This is a genomic window from Candidatus Bathyarchaeia archaeon (assembly GCA_041447175.1).
In the GTDB taxonomy this organism is placed as follows: domain Archaea; phylum Thermoproteota; class Bathyarchaeia; order Bathyarchaeales; family Bathycorpusculaceae; genus JADGNF01.
Genome location: CP166960.1, coordinates 1,673,334 through 1,690,470, shown reverse-complemented (window position 1 = coordinate 1,690,470; position 17,137 = coordinate 1,673,334). Strand labels below are relative to the sequence as shown.

Below are 17,137 nucleotides of genomic sequence, written 5' to 3'. Positions count from 1 at the left end.
ACCACGATGGATGCTAACGCATTGCTGTCACCGTTAACGCAAGGGTTACGGCGATAAAAGGCAACAACATCAGGGGACTGCACTCAAACGCCACTCCTAAAAGAAAACAGCACACGGAAACAGCTACCAATGCTAAAACTGTAGCCTTTTTGCCTTTTTCGTCGTTTTCTTGGGGTTGGTCTGGTTTGAGTATGTCTTGGTAGCGTAGTTTATGGTTGCTCACGAAATTATAGGATAACGCCAAGACTAATGCACCTACAGTGACGACCCAGAGGGCGTTGGTCAAGGCAATTATGGCGGCGGTGGGCATGAACGGCGTGAAACCCAGCCAGAACAGCCCCCAACCAATCGTGAGCCCACATACGGCACATGCCAAAACCCCGCCGCCCATAAACAGGAGCAGTTTCTTTACACTGCGCAAGTCAGGTTTTTCCTTGGTCAACATACCCCACAACTTGAACGGCAAGTAGCCAAGAATCAGGTTTCCAAAGAACCCGAAAACGCTTGACGCGTCAAGTTGTGCTTCGGCGATGTCGCGTAAAACGGTGCCTATTGCTGCTCCCCACGCCGCGGCTGGACCAAACAGGAAGGAAAACGCCACGGGTATGCCTACACCCACGCGTCCAAAGTCAGCGTATCCGCCAAACGCTGTGAGTCCCCGAAACGGGAAAAGAGAGCCAAAATACAGCAGGGCAGTTATGGCGACGATGGCAACCATTTTCGGGTTTTTCCACATTACCAGTAAGTCCCGCATGTCCCGTCGCCTCATAACGTGCACAGTTAAACTTAAAAATATTCAATGTTAGCAGTCTACCTTTCTTTTAAACGGGGTTTTGGGCTGCCTTAAGTTGCCGCTTCAAGAAACAAGATGCTTAACAAAAATGGGTCCCCAAAAGGGGAGGGGTGCGGGTTTATTCGCTTTCGAAGTATTCTTCGGGTTTTGGCGGTGTCGGTGAGAGTCCTCTGCGTTCGCGAATGGCTTTGATTGTGTCTGCCTGCATCTGTTCTGGGACAGGTGCCCAACGGCTGAACTGGGTTGCCCAGAAGGCTCTGCCTTGGGTGCTGCTGCGGAGAATGTCAGCGATGCCGAAGCTTTCGGAAACGGGCATTTCGGCTTTGACAGTTATCATGTCTTCTTCGCTGGGCATGTCGATGATTTTGCCGCGTCGTTTATTGAGCAGTGTAATGACGGAGCTGACGAATTCGCTTGGAACCTTGCATTCGAAGCTGAGCAGGGGCTCAAGCAACTTGGGGTCGCTGAGCAGAATGCCACAGTATATGGGGCGCCAAGTCATGGGTATGGCTTGTGCGGGGCCTCGGTGGACTGGGTCTTCGTGGAGGGTGATGTCTTCCAGGTTTATCTTTAAGCCGTAAGCTGGCTCCTTTGCCAGGGGCGAGGTGTGGACGGCTTCGTGGAACCCAGTTTTTATGTGGTCAAGAATTTCTTCTACGTACTGGCGTCCTTTGATGCGGTTAACCAGGATGTTGTTTTCTTCCACTGCGACTGCGCCTTTGGCGTCGTCGGGTGTCCAGCCTAACTCTTTCAGAGTCTTGGTTCGTTCATCTTTGCTTTGCATGTCCGTTATTTTCTCGGCTTTGATGGCTTCAATGACTTCGTCAGAGAGTTTGTCGATGGTTATCCAGAGTTTGTTGTGTTTGTTGGGGCTTTTGCCCATGATTGCTGGGCCTTTGTAGTCGTGGCTGATGGTTTCGCGGTAAATCACAATGGGCTTGCTAAGCTTCACTTTTAAGCCTGCTTCTTGCAGACGGTAAGCAGTGATTTCCAAGTGAAGTTCACCCATACCTGAGAGCAGGAATTCGCCGCTTTCCTTGTTCATGACAAAGTGCAGGTTCGGGTCTTCGGTGGTCAGTTTATGCATGACCTTGTCAAATGCTGGCAGGTCTTTGACGTCTTCAGGTTCAACGGCTACGGTTACGACTGGGTCAGAAACGTAACGTAAGCCTTCAAATGAGTGGACTTCGATGCCGTCTTCGGCGATGGTTTCGCCTACATGAATGGCTGGTAGTCCTGAAATGGCGCCGATGTTGCCTGCTGGGACACGGTCGATGATGACTCGGTCGGTTGCCATGCTCATGAAGACCTGCTGAATTTGGCCCTTACTGTGACCGCTGACTAGCTGAACGGTTTTGCCTTTGACGATTTCACCGCTAAAGATTCTGCCGATGGCGACTGTGCCGCTGTGGGGGTCAACTTCGATGGTTGAGATGCACATGAGCAGAGGTGCTTTGGGGTCAACTTTTGCCATGCCTTGACCCGTTGGGCTATTAACGTCGCCTGGCCAAATCTGAGATTGTCGGTATGGTTGTGCTTGAAGTGGGCTTGGAAGGTGTTCGCAGAACATGTCCAGAATGGGTTCTGGCAGGGGCGCTTTTTTGCTGAGGGCGTCCACTTTTCTTCCGACTTCTTGATATTCGCCTGTGTATGCGTCGATGATGTCTTGGAAGCTGACTTTTTTGAGTTTCATGTGGTTAAGGTTTAGACCCCATTTGTGGAGGGCTGAGCCGAATGCTACGCGGCTGTCTTCAATTTTGACTTGCCAGTCCTTTTTATGTTCGGGGGGTGCGTATTTCTCGATGAGGGTGTTTACGCGGAGTAGAATCTTGGCGAATTTGCGTTGAATTTCTTGGGGGGTGAGTTTGATTTCTTTTATGAGTCTGTCGACTTTGTTGATGAATAAAAGTGGCTTGACGCGTTCTCGTAGTGCTTGCATGAGCACAGTTTCGGTCTGTGTCATGGGTCCTTCAACTGCGTCGACAACCACCAATGCCCCGTCAACGGCTCTTAGGCTTCTGGTGACTGCGCCCGAAAAGTCGATGTGTCCGGGGGTGTCGATGAGGTTGATGAGGTAATCTTCGTTATTGAAGGTGTGAACCAAGCTGACGTTAGATGCGAAAACGGTCATTTGACGTTTCTGTTCCAAATCCCATGAGTCCAAAAACAGTTTCTGGCCAGCAGTCTGGGTGCTGATGATGCCTGCATGTGCGAGAAGGCTGTCGGAAAGAGTGGTTTTTCCGTGGTCAACATGCGCAATGATGCTGGTGTTCCTTATGATTTTTGGGTTATTCATCAGTTTGACGATTTCTTCGGTTTGTCTATAACGTGCCATAACTGTGTATTCTCCTTTTTTTATGAATCATTATCAACCTGTAATGTACCATTTTTAACTGGTTGAAGCATTTATGCCTCTCTTAAAGTGGTGAGCTACAGGGAAATTGAGACTGTCACCTATTAACTTTATGGCAACTGTTCAACCAACGCTTTGGTCAACAAAACCCCCGGTTTTTGCCATTTAGCCCCCTACTTCAGCACTCAAAGCTGGCAACACACCTGAGGTGAAAAAGGAACGACATATAATCTAACATGGTAACGCGATTTATGGTCGCTCAATCGTCGTGTTGAATATGAAATTGAAAAGTCCTGAATAAATTACAACTCAATTGTCTGTTGGTGTTTAAAGATAAACTTTTAAGCTAAATGTGCTGAATGTTGATTTATGAAACATCATGAATAGGTTGTTGGCTATCCTTTTGGTCTGGAGGCAGGTTGAGTTTTTGGTTAATGTGGACTCTGCTCAGTGTGATAGCGTTACGGTTTTCTTGTTGTTGCGAGATGGTTGGATTGCGCATTGGATGGTTGGTATGTGGGATTTTGTGGAGATTAATTCGGGGAGTGGGGGCTCTGGAAACATTGCCAGGGTAGATTTTACACAGTCTTTAGGATTGATAGAGTATTGGGGTTATGGCGATTATGGGTTAATGAGAAAATACGTATCTCCTGAACCTATCCATGGCAGTTGGGGTGCTGAGGAGAGAATGGTTGCGGCTGCTCCTGTGTATGTTTCTACTTATGATCAGGGCTATGAGTCGAATCTTGCTTCCGCAATAGCTGCTTCTAGCATTGCTGGTTCTTTCGGGCAGCAATCAACTGTATATGCCTATGCGCCAAACGAGTATGGAGGGAGCACCGCAAAGGCACGTGTTTATCAAAATGCCAGTTTTTATGAGGCAACTTGTGCCTATGTAACAGTATTCCATTATGGGCATTATAACTTCACTAGTTTACCTGACGTGCCTGGGGTGCCTCAAACAAAGCACTGGGGCTACTACGATAGTCTCGGTGACTCTGTTTGGGATACTGAGTTGTTTTGTTCGACTTCTTTAGGAAAGCATTATTTTGTTTTTCTTTGGACTTGTGTGTTGGCAGAAGAGTTGGGTTATTGGGATTCAGTTAGTGGTACTGGTGCGGTTGGGCTGCCTTATGCTTGGACGCATCATGGTGAAGAATATGGGTGGACCATTGATGGCTATGCCAATGATTCACCGAATGACTATTGTTTCATAAGCTTCCTCAACCACTCAAGATGGCTAAACGGAACAATCCCGGGAACAGCCTACACCTATACTGACTTCCTCATGAAATTCTACCAAGAAGCCTTAAGCGATAATCATTCAATAAACGACGCTTTAGATATCGCTTCACAATATGTACTAAATGATTATGAGAAAAGCTTCAGTGATTTGGATTTATATCAAGGGTATGAGGTTTATGATCCTGAGCATCCGCTTCCAGGTGATGAGACTTGGAAGTGTAAACTGCTTGTATTAGGTAATGGAGATATGGTATTACCACAAGAAGGAGGGTATTGATTGAAACAAATTGTTAAACTGCTTTCAACTGTAGTCATTTTTGTTTTACTCCTATCTTTCTCGGCAATTTCTCCTGTGAATGCTGACGAATGGAACGCTCAGCAGCGGGCGTTGTTTTTTATAGGGGACGTGGTTGGTCTTGACCTAACAAAATATGACATAACTCTAATGGCTAACCGCATTGAGTATCCCTCACGGCTGGGTGGTCTAGCTGAAGAGCGCATAGAATACCGTTTTAACCATGAAGATTCAAGTGAATTAGACATACTTTGTACCTTTGTAAATAAAACATTATGTGGCTGCATTGTCTGGTTGAACAAAGGTTCGCCTATTCTAAGTGCTGCCCAAGCCGATAACACATTAGCTATAGCGAAGAATGCTTTACGTCAGAATCAGGATTTCTCAAAAGCTGATTACGCCCAAACAATGAACACGATGTTGGATATGCTTAACAATACCTCACCAATCGAACTAAAAAACGACAACATTAAGCTCACTATATCCACTATTCAAGGCAACGCAACACGATTTGAATGGGTAGCTTCAGTTGATGGCGTAGACTTTTCACTAAAAAAAGTTAGTTTCAAAATTGAAAATGGCTTCTTATCCTCATTTGGTAATAGTTGGGGTTTGTATTCGGTTGGTTGTTCTGATGTGAATGTTTCTAGGGAGGATGCGGTTGAGATTGCTAGAAAGCAGGCTGGTGAGTATGTGTTGCGGATTTTTCAGGGTGGTGAGTATGTGGCTATGAATTTTTCGTTGCGGGAGGAGCTGGTGGGTGTTGAGTTTTTTGATTTTGTGAGGGAGCCTTTGGTGTTGTATCCGTTTTGGAAGGTGCAGCTTTATTTTGATAGGCTTTATGGCACGGCAGACGGTATTGAAGTGGGTATTTGGGCGGATACTGGTGAGGTTAGTTTCTGTCAGGCAACGGGTTTCTCTGGCATTCCCGAGGTTGAATCAAACTTTTCAAGTGTAGTACCTGCCCAGCCGTCTGCTTCTGTACCCCCCTCCCCGGTGCCAACGGCGGTTCCGTTGCAGTCTGTGCCTGCTTCTTTGCCAGCGTCTTCTGCTTTGCCTTGCTTGCCTTCGCAATCGTCTTTGCCTGCGTCACCTGCTTTTGCTTCGCAGGCGCCTGAGTCGAGTCCATCTGATGTTTTTGTTTCAGTTGAGCCGTCTGGGGTGCCTTCTATGCAGCCTGCGGGCGAGAATGTGTCCTTTGTTGATGCGTCTGTCGTTGGTGTGTTGGCTGTTTTGGTGGTGGGTTTAGCTGCTATTTTGGTTTTGGTGCTAGTTGTCAAAAGAAAATCAGGTATTAACAAAGTGTTCTAAATTGGATGCGGGTTATGTATTGCTTTATAGGTGAAGGGTTATTGTTTTCCGATTGATTTAAATCTCAGAGCGGAACCTTTAGGGAGAACAATAAATCTAAGGCATAACTTAAGGCGAAAATAGTCATTGTCAAAATCGGTGTCAATGGATTTTCGGTGCGCTCCAACTTGTATGCACCACTTAATGCTCATCAAGGAGACGGCAAATTCTATTATTATCCACTGCCTACTAGATGTATGTAGGTTTGTCTTAGGTTAACAAGATTCGGCGGAGTTATTTTGGAAAAAGCTGCTTCTCAAGAACTCAAAGACGTTATGGCTGACTTGAATACGTCGCCTGACGGACTTACCAGCGAAGAAGCCCAAAACCGGCTAAAACAGTATGGCTTCAACAGCCTCATCGAGAAAAGGCAAATTCCTCTGGTTCATAAATTCGTCAGGCACCTGCGGGACCTGTTTGGTATCTTGCTTCTTTTTGCTGGTTTTCTCTCTTACATAAGTGGAAACCCAGAATTAACCCTCATCATCCTCGCAGTTGTTTTTCTAAACATCTTCGTTAGCCTCTTTCAGGAATCCCGCGCCGAAAAAGCTGTAGAAACATTGAAAAACTGGATGCCTGAGTACGCTAAAGTTCTAAGGGATGGGGAACTTGCAAAAATCTTGGTGAAGGAGCTGGTTCCAGGCGACATCATCCTTTTGGAGGAAGGTGACCGGGTTCCCGCGGACGCCCGCTTAGTTGAAGCTTTTGACTTGTGGACTAACAATGTTCCTTTGACTGGGGAATCTGAGCCGCAGCCGCGTGTGGTGCAGACTGTGAAAACCGTGGAGAAAGCATACCTGTACTCTCCTAACTTGGTTTTCATGAGTACCAGTGTGGCTAAGGGTCAGGGGAAAGCGGTTGTTTATGCAACTGGCATGAAAACGCAGTTTGGAAAAATCGCCAGTTTAACCCAAACCATACGCGAGGAAGATAGCCCCCTGCAGAAAGAAATCGCCATAACCGCAAAATACGACTTCATTATCGCAGTAATTGTGGGTGCAGTTTTCTTTTTGGCAAGCTTTTTCTGGCTGCACGTTGAAATCGGAAACAGCATCCTCTTCATGATTGGAGTTATGGTTTGCTGTGTGCCTGAAGGTTTACAGGTCACCGTTTCCAGCGCGTTAGCAATCAACGTTGTGAAGATGGTTAAGCAGAATGTTTTGGTGAAGCGGCTGTCTTCGGTGCAGACACTGGGTAGCGTAACCGTGATTTGCACGGACAAAACGGGAACCATAACCAAGGGTGAAATGACCGTTAACCGCATGTGGTTTTACGACCATGTGGTGAGGGTTGCGGGTATAGGTTACAAGCCTGAAGGCGACTTCACAATAAACGGTGAACCCCTAAAAGAAGGACAAACCGCTGCTTTAGATAAGCTCATTGAAATTGCGGGGCTATGCAACGGCGCTAAACTTGATCCTCCTTCCGACCGAAACCGCAATTGGAGCGTAATTGGCGACCCCACCGACGGCGCGTTGCTTGTTGCTGCCCTTAAATCAAGTGTGAACTTGCAGGATGCTTCCGTTGAGAAGCCAACGGTGGATGTTTTGCCGTTTAGTTTTGAGCGCAAACGGATGACGACCCTCCACAAGTTCGAGGGCGACCTTTACGTTTACACCAAAGGTGCCCCTATGGTAATTCTTGACTTGTGCACTCGGCTCTATATTGACGGCAAAGTTGAGGATTTAACTCAGGAAAAGTACGACTTGGTTGCAGCCCGAATTGACGAGTTCGCCAAAAAAGGTTTGCGTGTTATCGCGGTTGCTTACAAGAAGCTTCCCGACGGCGAATACAACAAAGACCAAGATGTTGAGAACGACTTGATTTTTGTCGGCTTAGCAGGTATGCGTGACCCACCCCGAAAAGAAGTTAAAGACGCCGTTTCCAAGGCAAAACAGGCAGGAATCCGAACAGTCATCATAACAGGCGATTACGGTCCCACTGCGGAAGTTGTCGCCAAAGAGGTAGGCATTGTTGAGCGCGAATCCTGCAAGATCATTCGCGGCGTAGACCTGACCGAGTTAAGTGACCAAACCGTCGTTGACGAGGTTAAAAAGGGCAACGTGATTTTTGCTCGGGTTTCGCCTGAACAGAAACTCCGCATCGTGAAGGTAATCAAAGGCAGCGGGGAAGTTGTGGCGGTCACAGGGGACGGCGCCAACGATGCGCCTTCGCTGAAGGAAGCTGACATTGGCGTTGCCATGGGGGCTTCTGGAACAGATGTGGCTAGGGAAGCAGCCGACATTGTCCTGTTAAACGACAGCTTCGCCTCCATAGTGAAGGCAGTCGAGTCAGGCAGGGCAATTTACGAAAACATCCGCAAATTCATCGTTTACGTGTTCTCGCACAACTGGGCAGAGCTGATTCCTTTTATGCTCTATGCGGCTTTGGGGATTCCGCTGCCGCTGCTGGTGCTTCAGGTTTTAGCCATCGACTTAGCCATCGATGTTATTCCGTCGTTGGCTTTAAGCCGCGAACCCCCCGAAGCAGGCATCATGCAGGAACCCCCCCGCAGCACCACCGAACGACTGTTTACCCGGCGTGTTCTGCTGCGGTCAGTTTTCATAGGCGTAATCATCGCTGCTGGAGCCATGATTGGGTGCCTAAACGCGTGGGCAGCTGGCGGCTGGACCATTGGCATGCCCGTTCCAGTTGACTGGCACTTTGGACAAAGCTTGCCCAACAACAACCCAATCTACCTCAAAGGCGTAACCATGGCGTTTGCAGGCATCGTTGTGGCGCAGGCAGGCAACGTTCTGGCTTGCCGAACCAGCAAACAGTCCATCTTCAAAACCAGCCTCAAACAAAACAAATGGATAATCATAGGCATCATCGCGCAACTCTCCATTTTGGCGGTGCTGATCTATGTTCCCCCGCTGCAGGCGGTTTTTGGAACCATGCCCTTAGGTTTGGGCGACTGGGCGTTTCTGCTTGGACTGGCAGTGGTGGTGGTTTTGGCAGAGGAAATCCGCAAGTTCTTCAGCCGAAGATTCTCCAAAGCCACAACCAAAAGCCTCAAACAACACGACCACACCTAAGCCTTCGGTGTGCTATCCTCCTCGTTTTTTGCGGGGCCCGTTTCTTTTTGCTTTTTTGATTTAGGCACCGCTTTGGTTTCTTCTCGCGTCTTAAAAAGGCGTAGAAAGGTAGCGTTTGGCGCCAGATGGCAGGATACGGTTCTGGTTCGCTATGGCGTGAGTTGTGAAATCGCCTGCTTTACTGCGTTTAGCGAATTCTCGAACCGTTGCTGCGACTCCGCCGACAGCTTCAACTCCAAAATCCTCTCCACGCCGTCCTTGCCCATAACGGCAGGCACGCCGATGGAGTAGTCGCTGCAGCCGTATTCCCCGCTTGGACAGGTGGAGACGCTCATGACCCGTTTACGGTCCTTCACAATGGCATCTGCCGTTAACGCGATGACTGCCGCGGGAGCGTAGATGGTTGCGCCTTTGAGTTTGATGACGTCGGCGCCGCTGGTTATGGTCTGGTGGATGATTTTGTCGATTTGCTCTTTGCCCAGCAGGTTTGTGACGGGTATGCCTGAGACGCTGGCGTGTTCAGCAAGGGGGACCATGCTGTCGCCGTGCTCGCCAATGACTAATGCATGAGTGTCTTCGCGGGAAACCCCCAACTCCTGTGCGATGTAGCTGCGAAACCGCATCGTATCCAAAATGTTGCCCATGCCGAAAACGCGGTTTTTAGGCAGCCCCGATTCTTTGCGGGCGATGTAAGTCATGATGTCCACAGGGTTGGTGACCACCATGAGTTTGCAGTTAGGCGCGTATGTGGCGACTTCTTTGACGATGCTGCGGATGATTTTGGCGTTGACGTTCATGAGGTCAATGCGGGTCATGCCGGGCTTGCGGGCTTGCCCCGCCATAACAATAACCAGCTCGCTGCCTTCCATGTCCTTGAAGTCGCCTGACCCACGAACGAAACCATCAAACTCGATGGCGGGCGCCGCCTGCATCATATCCAACGCCTCACCCCTCGCCAAGTCCGCTTGCAGGTCGATGAGGGTTACGTCGCCGATGGTGTCTTGCAGGATATTGTAGGCATATTCGCTCCCTACCCGTCCTGCACCAATAATTGTAATCATAAACTCACCAAGAATATTCTTGTGAACCTTTCTGATAAGAGTAACCTATGTAGCAACTTTGTCTTGAAAGGTTTTTATCTGCAGCCCTCCAATGTACGGGTTGATGTCTGGCAAAGAATTTTTCGTCAACCGCTACCGACAACTCGGCTGGCAATACAAACCAACAAAAGCCAGACAAGCCATCCGCATAAACCAAGCCAACGCCAAAACCAAAAACCTTCCCGAACGCCTCCGCAGCATAGGCGTAGAACTTGAGAAGGTACCCTTCCTTGACTCGGGTTACTGGGTCGGCAAATCCCGCGTCTCAGCAGGCGCCACAGCAGAATACCTCTTGGGGTTGTACTCTATTCAGGAAGCCGCCGCCCAAATTCCTGTCACCCTGTTTCGGGGCTTAAAAAACAAAACCGTGCTGGATGCGTGTGCGGCTCCGGGCGGAAAAACCACGCAGCTCGCCGACCAAATGGACAACAAAGGCGCCGTGGTGGCTCTGGACGTTAACAAAACGCGGTTAACCGCTTTGACTAATCATTTGGAGCGTTGTCATGTGCGTTGCTGTGTGGTTTACGCTTTGGACGCGCGGAAGGCTTCCACGTTGGACACAAAGTTTGACAGGATTCTTTTGGATGCTCCCTGCTCGGGCAACTTTGCCTCTGACCCCCAATGGTTTAGCCGTCGAGCCCACACCGACATCAAACGGAATGCTCAGATGCAGCGGGAAATCCTCACCCAAGCCGCCAAATGCTTAGCACCAAACGGCGAGCTTGTTTATTCGACTTGTTCTTTGGAGCCGGAAGAGGACGAGTTGAACATGGATTGGGCCGTGCAGAACCTTGGCGTGCAAATTCAAGCCGTGGACTGCGCCGGCGAAGAAGGGTTGACGGAGGTTTTTGGGCAAACCCTTGACTGGTCCGTTGCGTTTTGCCGGCGAATCTGGCCCGAAAGTACGCAGGGCTTTTTTGTTTGTAAGCTTAAACTGAAGGCGGAGCAGCCATGAAAGTGTTGGTGGCGTTTGCGTCGCGGTTTGGCGGAAAAATCGCCCTTAACCCCCAATTCATTGTGGAGCGGGCGCATCGGTTTTACTTTCTGAGCCCTGCGCTGCAAAAGGTTGCTAAGGGCGGCTTTTTTTATGCTGGGTTGTACTTGGGCAAAGTGAAAGATGGGGTGTTTTTTCCAAGTTTTAACTTTTTGAATATGCTGGTTCCTGTTGCGGCGAATCAGGTGGTTTTGAAGCGGAAGGCGGCTTGGCTTTTCATATGTGGCAGGGACATTTTTCGTGAAGGCATTGTGCAGGCGAGGGGTGGTTTGTGTAGTGGGGATTATGTGTTGGTGATGAATGAGTATGGGGAATGCTTGGGTTATGGCGTGGTTACGGGTGGTCTGGTTGGTTTGGAGGGTAAGGTTGTGGTTAGAAACGTTTTGGATGTGGGCGATTTTCTGCGTCGCGAAGGTTGATGAGTCTTTTTGGGCTTTTCGTTTGTCTTAACGAAAGGTTTTTGCGTTTTTTCTTGCACAGGTAACCCTTAGGAAGGCAGCACACAGTTTCAGAGTTTTAAAAATATTCTGAACGTTTATCGAAACGATTCAGCGATAAACTTAAATATGTTTATGGGAGATGTGTTTTCTAATAACATATGAAAAGAAAGATTAACAATTTAATGTGAGGAATGGGCAAAATTGAAAAATTTCAAAGACGCAGTCTGGAATAAGAACGTAACCGACGTCGTCCAGCAAATCCAAGAAAACGAAATCAAATTCGTAAGACTGCAATTCACTGACATAAACGGCATGATCAAAAACCTTGCAGTTGCCTCCAAAAACATTGAAAACATCTTCGAAAACGGTCAACCCTTTGACGGTTCATCCATCACCGGATACCGACCAATCGAAGAATCCGACATGGTCCTGTATCCTGACCCCACAACTTTTGCTGTGCTTCCTTGGCGACCAAAAGAAAAATCGTCATGCAGACTCATCTGCGACATATTCACCCCACAGAATAAACGCTTCGACGGTGATCCAAGGTACATCTTGGAGAGGGCAATCGGTAAAGCCAACAAAGAAGGATTCTCATACCTTTGTGCTCCTGAACTTGAATTTTTCCTAGTCAAAGAAAGCGAAACCGGCGGCTTACCCACACCCATCGACATGGCTGGCTACTTTGATTTCCACCCTGGAGACGTAACCGACGACCTCCGACGTGAAATCGCCGACACCGCTGAACCCTTCGGCATAGAAATCGAAATCAGCCACCACGAAGTCGCGTTAGGTCAAAACGAAATTGACTTCAAATACGACGAAGCCCTCGTCACAGCTGACCGTGCGGTAACCATGAAAATGCTCACCAAAGTTGTGGCTGCCCGAAACGGCTACATCGCCACTCACATGCCCAAACCTTTTGGCGGCATCAACGGCAGCGGCATGCACACTCACCAAAGCCTCTGGAACAAAGAAATGACCCAAAACCTCTTCTACGCCGACGACGCCAAAAACGACTTCCTCTCCGACATCGCACGACACTTCATCGGCGGACAACTCGCTCACGGACGCAAAATGTGTGCCGTCCTCAACTCTTGGCCAAACAGCTTCAAACGCTTGGTCCCAGGCTACGAAGCCCCAGTGTACCTTGCGTGGGCACACAAAAACCGCAGCCCCCTCATCCGCGTACCCAACTTCGGCGGACGCAAAGGCGCAGCCAGATGCGAAATCCGCTGCCCCGACGGCGCAGGCAACCCCTACCTACAGTTCGCGGTGCTTCTGGCAGCAGGCTTGGACGGCGTGAAGAACCACATAGACCCCGGCGACCCAGTGGAGCTCAACGTTTACCACATGAGCTACGAAGAACGCAAAGACCGCGGCATAGTCTCCCTGCCTGAATCACTCAAAGAAGCCCTCGACGAAATGGAAACCAGCGAACTCATGAAGGAAACCCTCGGCGAAGTCACCTTCGAGAACTTCCTTAAAGAGAAACGCTCAGAATGGGACCTGTACCGAACACAGGTTACCGAATGGGAAGTCGAAAGATACATCAACCGACTCTAAACCCGAAAAGAAGCCTCTTTTGAGGCTCCAAAACTTCTTTTTCCCTTTAAACCTTGATTTCCTGCGCTAACTTTGAAATCTCCGTTTCTGTCTGGGTACGTTCCGCCAAGTTCTTCAAAACCACTTTGCCCGCCTTCAGCTCCCGCTCCCCGACTATAACGGCAAAATCCATCTTCCGCTTATCCGCATCTTCCAATGCCTTAGCCATTTTCCTGCCCATAACCTCAAACTCCACCGCAACACCCGCATCCCGAAGCATCTGTGCAATCTTGAGCGCCTCGGCTTTCTGCTCGGCTTTAATGGGCACAACCAGCACCCTTTTCTGCACGGGCTTGTTGAGGGCAGTCTGTTGCGCCTGCAACGCCAAGGCTGTACGGTCAATACCCAACGCCATGCCTACCGCGGGGGTGGGTTCCCCGCCAAACGCCTCGATAAGCTTGTCGTAGCGTCCGCCGCCTCCCAACGCAATATCCAACTGCGGCACATACAACTCAAAAATCACGCCCGTATAGTACTCTAAGCCCCGCGCAAACGCAGGCTCCACAGTTTCAATGGGACAGCCGCTTTCCGCAGCCAGCTTCAAAACCGCAGCCAAGTTCTCTACGGCGGCAAGCGCTTGTTCGTAACTCTGCACCTGCACCTTCATCTTCTCCACCGTATCAAACACGTCGCTGCCTTTCAGGTCGATTAGTCCCTGCAGGGCGGCTTTGCATTTCTCGGAAGCCACCAACGCCAACGCCGCGTCGTACTCTTTTTTGTCCATCTTTTGCAGAATCGCATTCTGCGTTTTGTCGTCGATGCCTTCCTGTGTCATGATGCCTTTGAGCACGCCTACATGCCCAAGCTTTAGCGCGTAGTCTTTCAGCCCCACGTTCTTGAGCAGGCTGTTAGCCAGCAAGATGACTTCAGCGTCGGCTTCAGGCTTGGCTGAGCCCATAAGCTCAAAGTTTGCCTGCCAAAACTCCCGGTACCTGCCCTTTTGGGGTTCATCGTATCGGTAGACGCTGCCCACGCTAAACAGCCGTAGCGGTTTAGGCTCGTTTTTTAGGGCGGTGGTTGTTAGGCGGGCGATGGAGGCGGTGAATTCGGGGCGCAGAGCGACTTTTCTGCCGCCCATGTCTTCAAAGATGAACATGCGCTGGCGGATTTCTTCCCCAGACTTTGCGCTAAGCAACTCTAAGGGCTCGACGACGGGGGTGATGACTTCTTGGAAGCCGAATAGCTGTGCGGTTTGACGGGCTTGGGTAATGATGTAGGTTAGGGTTTCTGCGTCTTGGGCGGTTTGGTCGCGCATTCCGCGCACAGGCTGAAACGTAGACATGGCTGTTCATCCGTTTGGTGTGAGTGTAGGGGGTTGTTGTATATCAACTTTTTAGGTGCGTTTCCATTTCTGGTCTGTCGTGCGTTTCCGTCTATACCCCTCCCCCTATAAAAAGCAACAACGCATCCCACAGCGACAATGTTGCCGTTGTGCCGTGTTTCACTTCTTGCACTTCTTTCCTAAGAACAGAAGCGCTGATGCTGCAGTCAGCAAAGGCAGAACCACCCATAAAGGAAACTCGGGGATTGTAGGTGAAGGCATAGTTGTGGGCGATTGTGTGGGGGTAGCTTCTTGTGCGTTGACCCATATTCCCGGTGGCAGACTCATGAAGTACCCTTCCGCTCCCGAGGAGTCCCAGACTCTTACTGTTATGAGGTAGTGTCCTGTTGCGTTAGGTGTGAACGAGAAGTCTTGGGTGTTGGCTCCTTCGGTTGTGTTTCCTGTGGGATAGAAGTCGCCTATGGCAGACCCAACATAGTACGGCCTAAAGTACCATTGATACCTGTAAGGCGGTACTCCGTCGGTGACAACTGCTGAAAAATGCACAGCTTCACCAACGGAAACATTGTTCAGGTAATTTCCGTCAGCCAAATCTATGGTGAGCGGACTGGGCGTTGGTATCGGTGGAAGTTCGGTGCTAACGGTGAAAATAGCACTTTCGTAGTCAAATACTTCAAATCTTTCTAAACTTGGATTGTTTGTTCCTAAGTACTGCCATCCATAGTAGACCGTAACATTATGAACTGCTTCAGAAAGATTAGCTAAAACTACGCTTGCAAATACTGTTGTTCTATTCCAATACCAGTCTGGGGCATCCGTGGGGTGGTCTACTGTTTTGTTGATGAAGGTGTTTACGCTGTAAATCACTCCATCATCCACGCTGTATCCGATGTTGCCAAATTGTCCAAACATTCCAACTGCTTGGACCGTGAAATTCAGTTGAACTTGATTGCTTGAATAGCTTTGGTTGTTTTGGGGGGAAAGAATTCTGACGTTGTTTCCCGTTGAGCAAATTATGGCTGGACCCAAGGTTGACACAATTGGGGGAGTTGGCTGTGCGCCTGCGAATGACGGAATAACCAGCATCAACAGCACGATTGCTGCTATGTATATTCCCTTCATGCTAACCATTATTCTCAAATCGCTAACAATATTTAACTCTCCTCTGAGAACGTTCTGTTCCGCAGAAAGAACAGTTCTATCTTAGGTTTTTCTTTCTTCCAAGAGCCACAACTCCAAGTAACGTCATTACAACAAGGAATGTTGCTGTTAGGGATGTTGAGGAAAACTCGGGGATTGAAGGCGAAGGCTTGGGAGAGAAACTTCCTGTTGATGTAGGCGAAGGTGAAGGAGTTTGAGGCTGAATTGAATCAGTTGCAGGCGTAGATGGAGCATTGCCATTCTCATCCGTTTTTATGAACCAAACCAAGTTGCCTGAAAGGTTAGGGTTTGCTGTTCCAGCTATTGCGTATCCGCCGTCATTTGTTTGCACAATTGCCGATGCTGCATAATCGCCTGTTCCACCGTATCTTCTATGCCATAACTCGTTACCATTTGCATCAGTCTCCGATAGCGAAGCAATTTGATTATTTCTGTTGTTGCTAGAAGAAAGTGTGAAGCCCGCCAATGCATAGCCTTGTTCCCTTGTTTGTACAAAAGAAGCTGCGTAATCAATTGCTGCTCCTCCATATGTTTTATCCCACTGAACATGTCCAGTAACATCTGTTTTAACCAACCACGAATAAGAAATGCTTCCATTAAGTTCACGTGTGTTTCCAGCTAAGGCATAACCGCCATCGCTGGTCTGCAAGACTGTACTAGCTGCGCTTATGCCTTTTCCTACATACATCTCACTCCATACTTGATTACCCTCTGAATCAGTTTTGATTAACCATGAATTGCCACCAAAACCAGAAGAAACAACGGCAGTTGAACTCCCAGCGAATACGTATCCTCCATCACTGGTTTGAATAACTGAATGGATAACTGAATTATAAACAACTGACTCGTAGATTCCTCCAAGTGTGTATGTTTTATTCCAAATCTGGTTACCGACCGAATCTGTCTTAACTAACCAACAACTCCAAAGCTGGGGGCTAAAACTCATATAACCTGCCAACAGATACCCGCCATCTTTTGTTTGAATAACTGAATGGCAATCATTAATGCCTGCTTCACCGTAAGTCTTGTTCCAAACAACATCGCCGTTAGAGTCTGTTTTAATTAAAAGACAATCCCTCTTTTCAACTCCGCCTGCATCAATAGACCCCGCTAATGCATAGCCGCCATCATTTGTTTGGATAAGGGAATACTCATATTCGTTACCTTCTCCGCTAAACGTTTTATTCCACTGTAACTTGCCGTTTTTGTCAGTTTTGATTATGTAGAAGCTTCGATTAGTTGTTCCAGTAGAAATGACTGAACCTGCCAATGCATATCCGTCATCGTTGGTTTGAATGATTGAGGAGGCTGTGGCGTTTTCGCCATATGTCTTGTTCCATTCATTTGAAACTTCGGAGGCTGTGGTTAAGGTGGTAATAGGTAATGAAAATAAAATTAGGGATACAATGATTACTGCCTTGACTACTTTGTAACCCATAGCCCTCAGCAGTTAATTATTGGTGCAACTCGGCTAAAAGCTT

The 17,137-nt window shown here is 48.5% G+C and carries 12 protein-coding genes; 6 read left to right on the top strand and 6 right to left on the bottom strand.

Going from position 1 to position 17,137, the window contains the following annotated elements; translation table 11 throughout:
- Positions 1-13 precede the first annotated feature (13 nt).
- On the bottom strand, positions 14-769 hold the full coding sequence (locus tag ACBZ72_08765) for a QueT transporter family protein (protein XES76266.1): 756 nt from the start codon (positions 767-769) through the stop codon (positions 14-16).
- A gap of 142 nt (positions 770-911) precedes the next feature.
- Complete coding sequence (locus ACBZ72_08760) at positions 912-3,128, bottom strand: elongation factor EF-2 (protein ID XES76265.1); 2,217 nt, start codon at positions 3,126-3,128, stop codon at positions 912-914.
- A 445-nt stretch (positions 3,129-3,573) separates the two neighbouring features.
- Here ACBZ72_08760 and ACBZ72_08755 point away from each other — a divergent pair, with 445 nt between their 5' ends.
- From ACBZ72_08755 to ACBZ72_08745, 3 genes are all read left to right on the top strand, one after another.
- Positions 3,574-4,668 carry a hypothetical protein gene (locus ACBZ72_08755; protein XES76264.1) on the top strand — a complete coding sequence of 365 codons (1,095 nt, stop codon included), beginning with the start codon at positions 3,574-3,576 and terminating at the stop codon, positions 4,666-4,668.
- Positions 4,669-4,836: 168 nt separating this feature from the next.
- Positions 4,837-5,997 carry a hypothetical protein gene (locus ACBZ72_08750; protein XES76263.1) on the top strand — a complete coding sequence of 387 codons (1,161 nt, stop codon included), beginning with the start codon at positions 4,837-4,839 and terminating at the stop codon, positions 5,995-5,997.
- A gap of 278 nt (positions 5,998-6,275) precedes the next feature.
- On the top strand, positions 6,276-9,074 hold the full coding sequence (locus ACBZ72_08745) for a cation-translocating P-type ATPase (GenBank protein ID XES76262.1): 2,799 nt from the start codon (positions 6,276-6,278) through the stop codon (positions 9,072-9,074).
- Between the two features lie 149 nt (positions 9,075-9,223).
- On the opposite strand, the gene ACBZ72_08740 is transcribed toward ACBZ72_08745, so the two are convergent.
- The gene (locus tag ACBZ72_08740) at positions 9,224-10,135 is read right to left on the bottom strand and encodes a malate dehydrogenase (GenBank protein XES76261.1); all 912 of its coding nucleotides are present in this window, start codon (positions 10,133-10,135) and stop codon (positions 9,224-9,226) included.
- A gap of 103 nt (positions 10,136-10,238) precedes the next feature.
- Between ACBZ72_08740 and ACBZ72_08735 the strand changes: the two genes are divergently transcribed.
- The 3 genes from ACBZ72_08735 (at position 10,239) to ACBZ72_08725 (ending at position 13,174) form a co-directional block, all read left to right on the top strand.
- Entirely contained in the window at positions 10,239-11,129 is an 891-nt protein-coding gene (locus ACBZ72_08735; protein XES76260.1) for an RsmB/NOP family class I SAM-dependent RNA methyltransferase, read from the top strand.
- Positions 11,126-11,587: a PUA domain-containing protein gene (locus tag ACBZ72_08730; protein XES76259.1), complete on the top strand. Its 462-nt coding sequence runs from the start codon at positions 11,126-11,128 to the stop codon at positions 11,585-11,587. The genes ACBZ72_08735 and ACBZ72_08730 overlap by 4 nt, the downstream gene beginning before the upstream one ends.
- A gap of 222 nt (positions 11,588-11,809) precedes the next feature.
- Positions 11,810-13,174: a glutamine synthetase family protein gene (locus ACBZ72_08725; GenBank protein ID XES76258.1), complete on the top strand. Its 1,365-nt coding sequence runs from the start codon at positions 11,810-11,812 to the stop codon at positions 13,172-13,174.
- Positions 13,175-13,220: 46 nt separating this feature from the next.
- Here ACBZ72_08725 and hisS read toward each other — a convergent pair whose 3' ends face one another.
- The 3 genes from hisS to ACBZ72_08710 form a co-directional block, all read right to left on the bottom strand.
- Positions 13,221-14,495: a histidine--tRNA ligase gene (gene hisS / locus ACBZ72_08720; GenBank protein XES76257.1), complete on the bottom strand. Its 1,275-nt coding sequence runs from the start codon at positions 14,493-14,495 to the stop codon at positions 13,221-13,223.
- Between the two features lie 159 nt (positions 14,496-14,654).
- Positions 14,655-15,617: a PKD domain-containing protein gene (locus ACBZ72_08715; GenBank protein XES76256.1), complete on the bottom strand. Its 963-nt coding sequence runs from the start codon at positions 15,615-15,617 to the stop codon at positions 14,655-14,657.
- 76 nt (positions 15,618-15,693) lie between these two features.
- Complete coding sequence (locus tag ACBZ72_08710; GenBank protein XES76255.1) at positions 15,694-17,094, bottom strand: hypothetical protein; 1,401 nt, start codon at positions 17,092-17,094, stop codon at positions 15,694-15,696.
- Between the last annotated feature and the right edge of the window lie 43 nt (positions 17,095-17,137).

Coding starts and splice junctions, on each gene's coding strand:
- ACBZ72_08740 (XES76261.1), bottom strand. CDS start 10,135: ATGATTACAATTATTGGTGCAGGACGGGTAGGGAGCGAATATGCCTAC.
- hisS (XES76257.1), bottom strand. CDS start 14,495: ATGTCTACGTTTCAGCCTGTGCGCGGAATGCGCGACCAAACCGCCCAA.
- ACBZ72_08760 (XES76265.1), bottom strand. CDS start 3,128: ATGGCACGTTATAGACAAACCGAAGAAATCGTCAAACTGATGAATAAC.
- ACBZ72_08735 (XES76260.1), top strand. CDS start 10,239: ATGTCTGGCAAAGAATTTTTCGTCAACCGCTACCGACAACTCGGCTGG.
- ACBZ72_08715 (XES76256.1), bottom strand. CDS start 15,617: ATGAAGGGAATATACATAGCAGCAATCGTGCTGTTGATGCTGGTTATT.
- ACBZ72_08710 (XES76255.1), bottom strand. CDS start 17,094: ATGGGTTACAAAGTAGTCAAGGCAGTAATCATTGTATCCCTAATTTTA.
- ACBZ72_08750 (XES76263.1), top strand. CDS start 4,837: ATGGCTAACCGCATTGAGTATCCCTCACGGCTGGGTGGTCTAGCTGAA.
- ACBZ72_08730 (XES76259.1), top strand. CDS start 11,126: ATGAAAGTGTTGGTGGCGTTTGCGTCGCGGTTTGGCGGAAAAATCGCC.
- ACBZ72_08765 (XES76266.1), bottom strand. CDS start 769: ATGAGGCGACGGGACATGCGGGACTTACTGGTAATGTGGAAAAACCCG.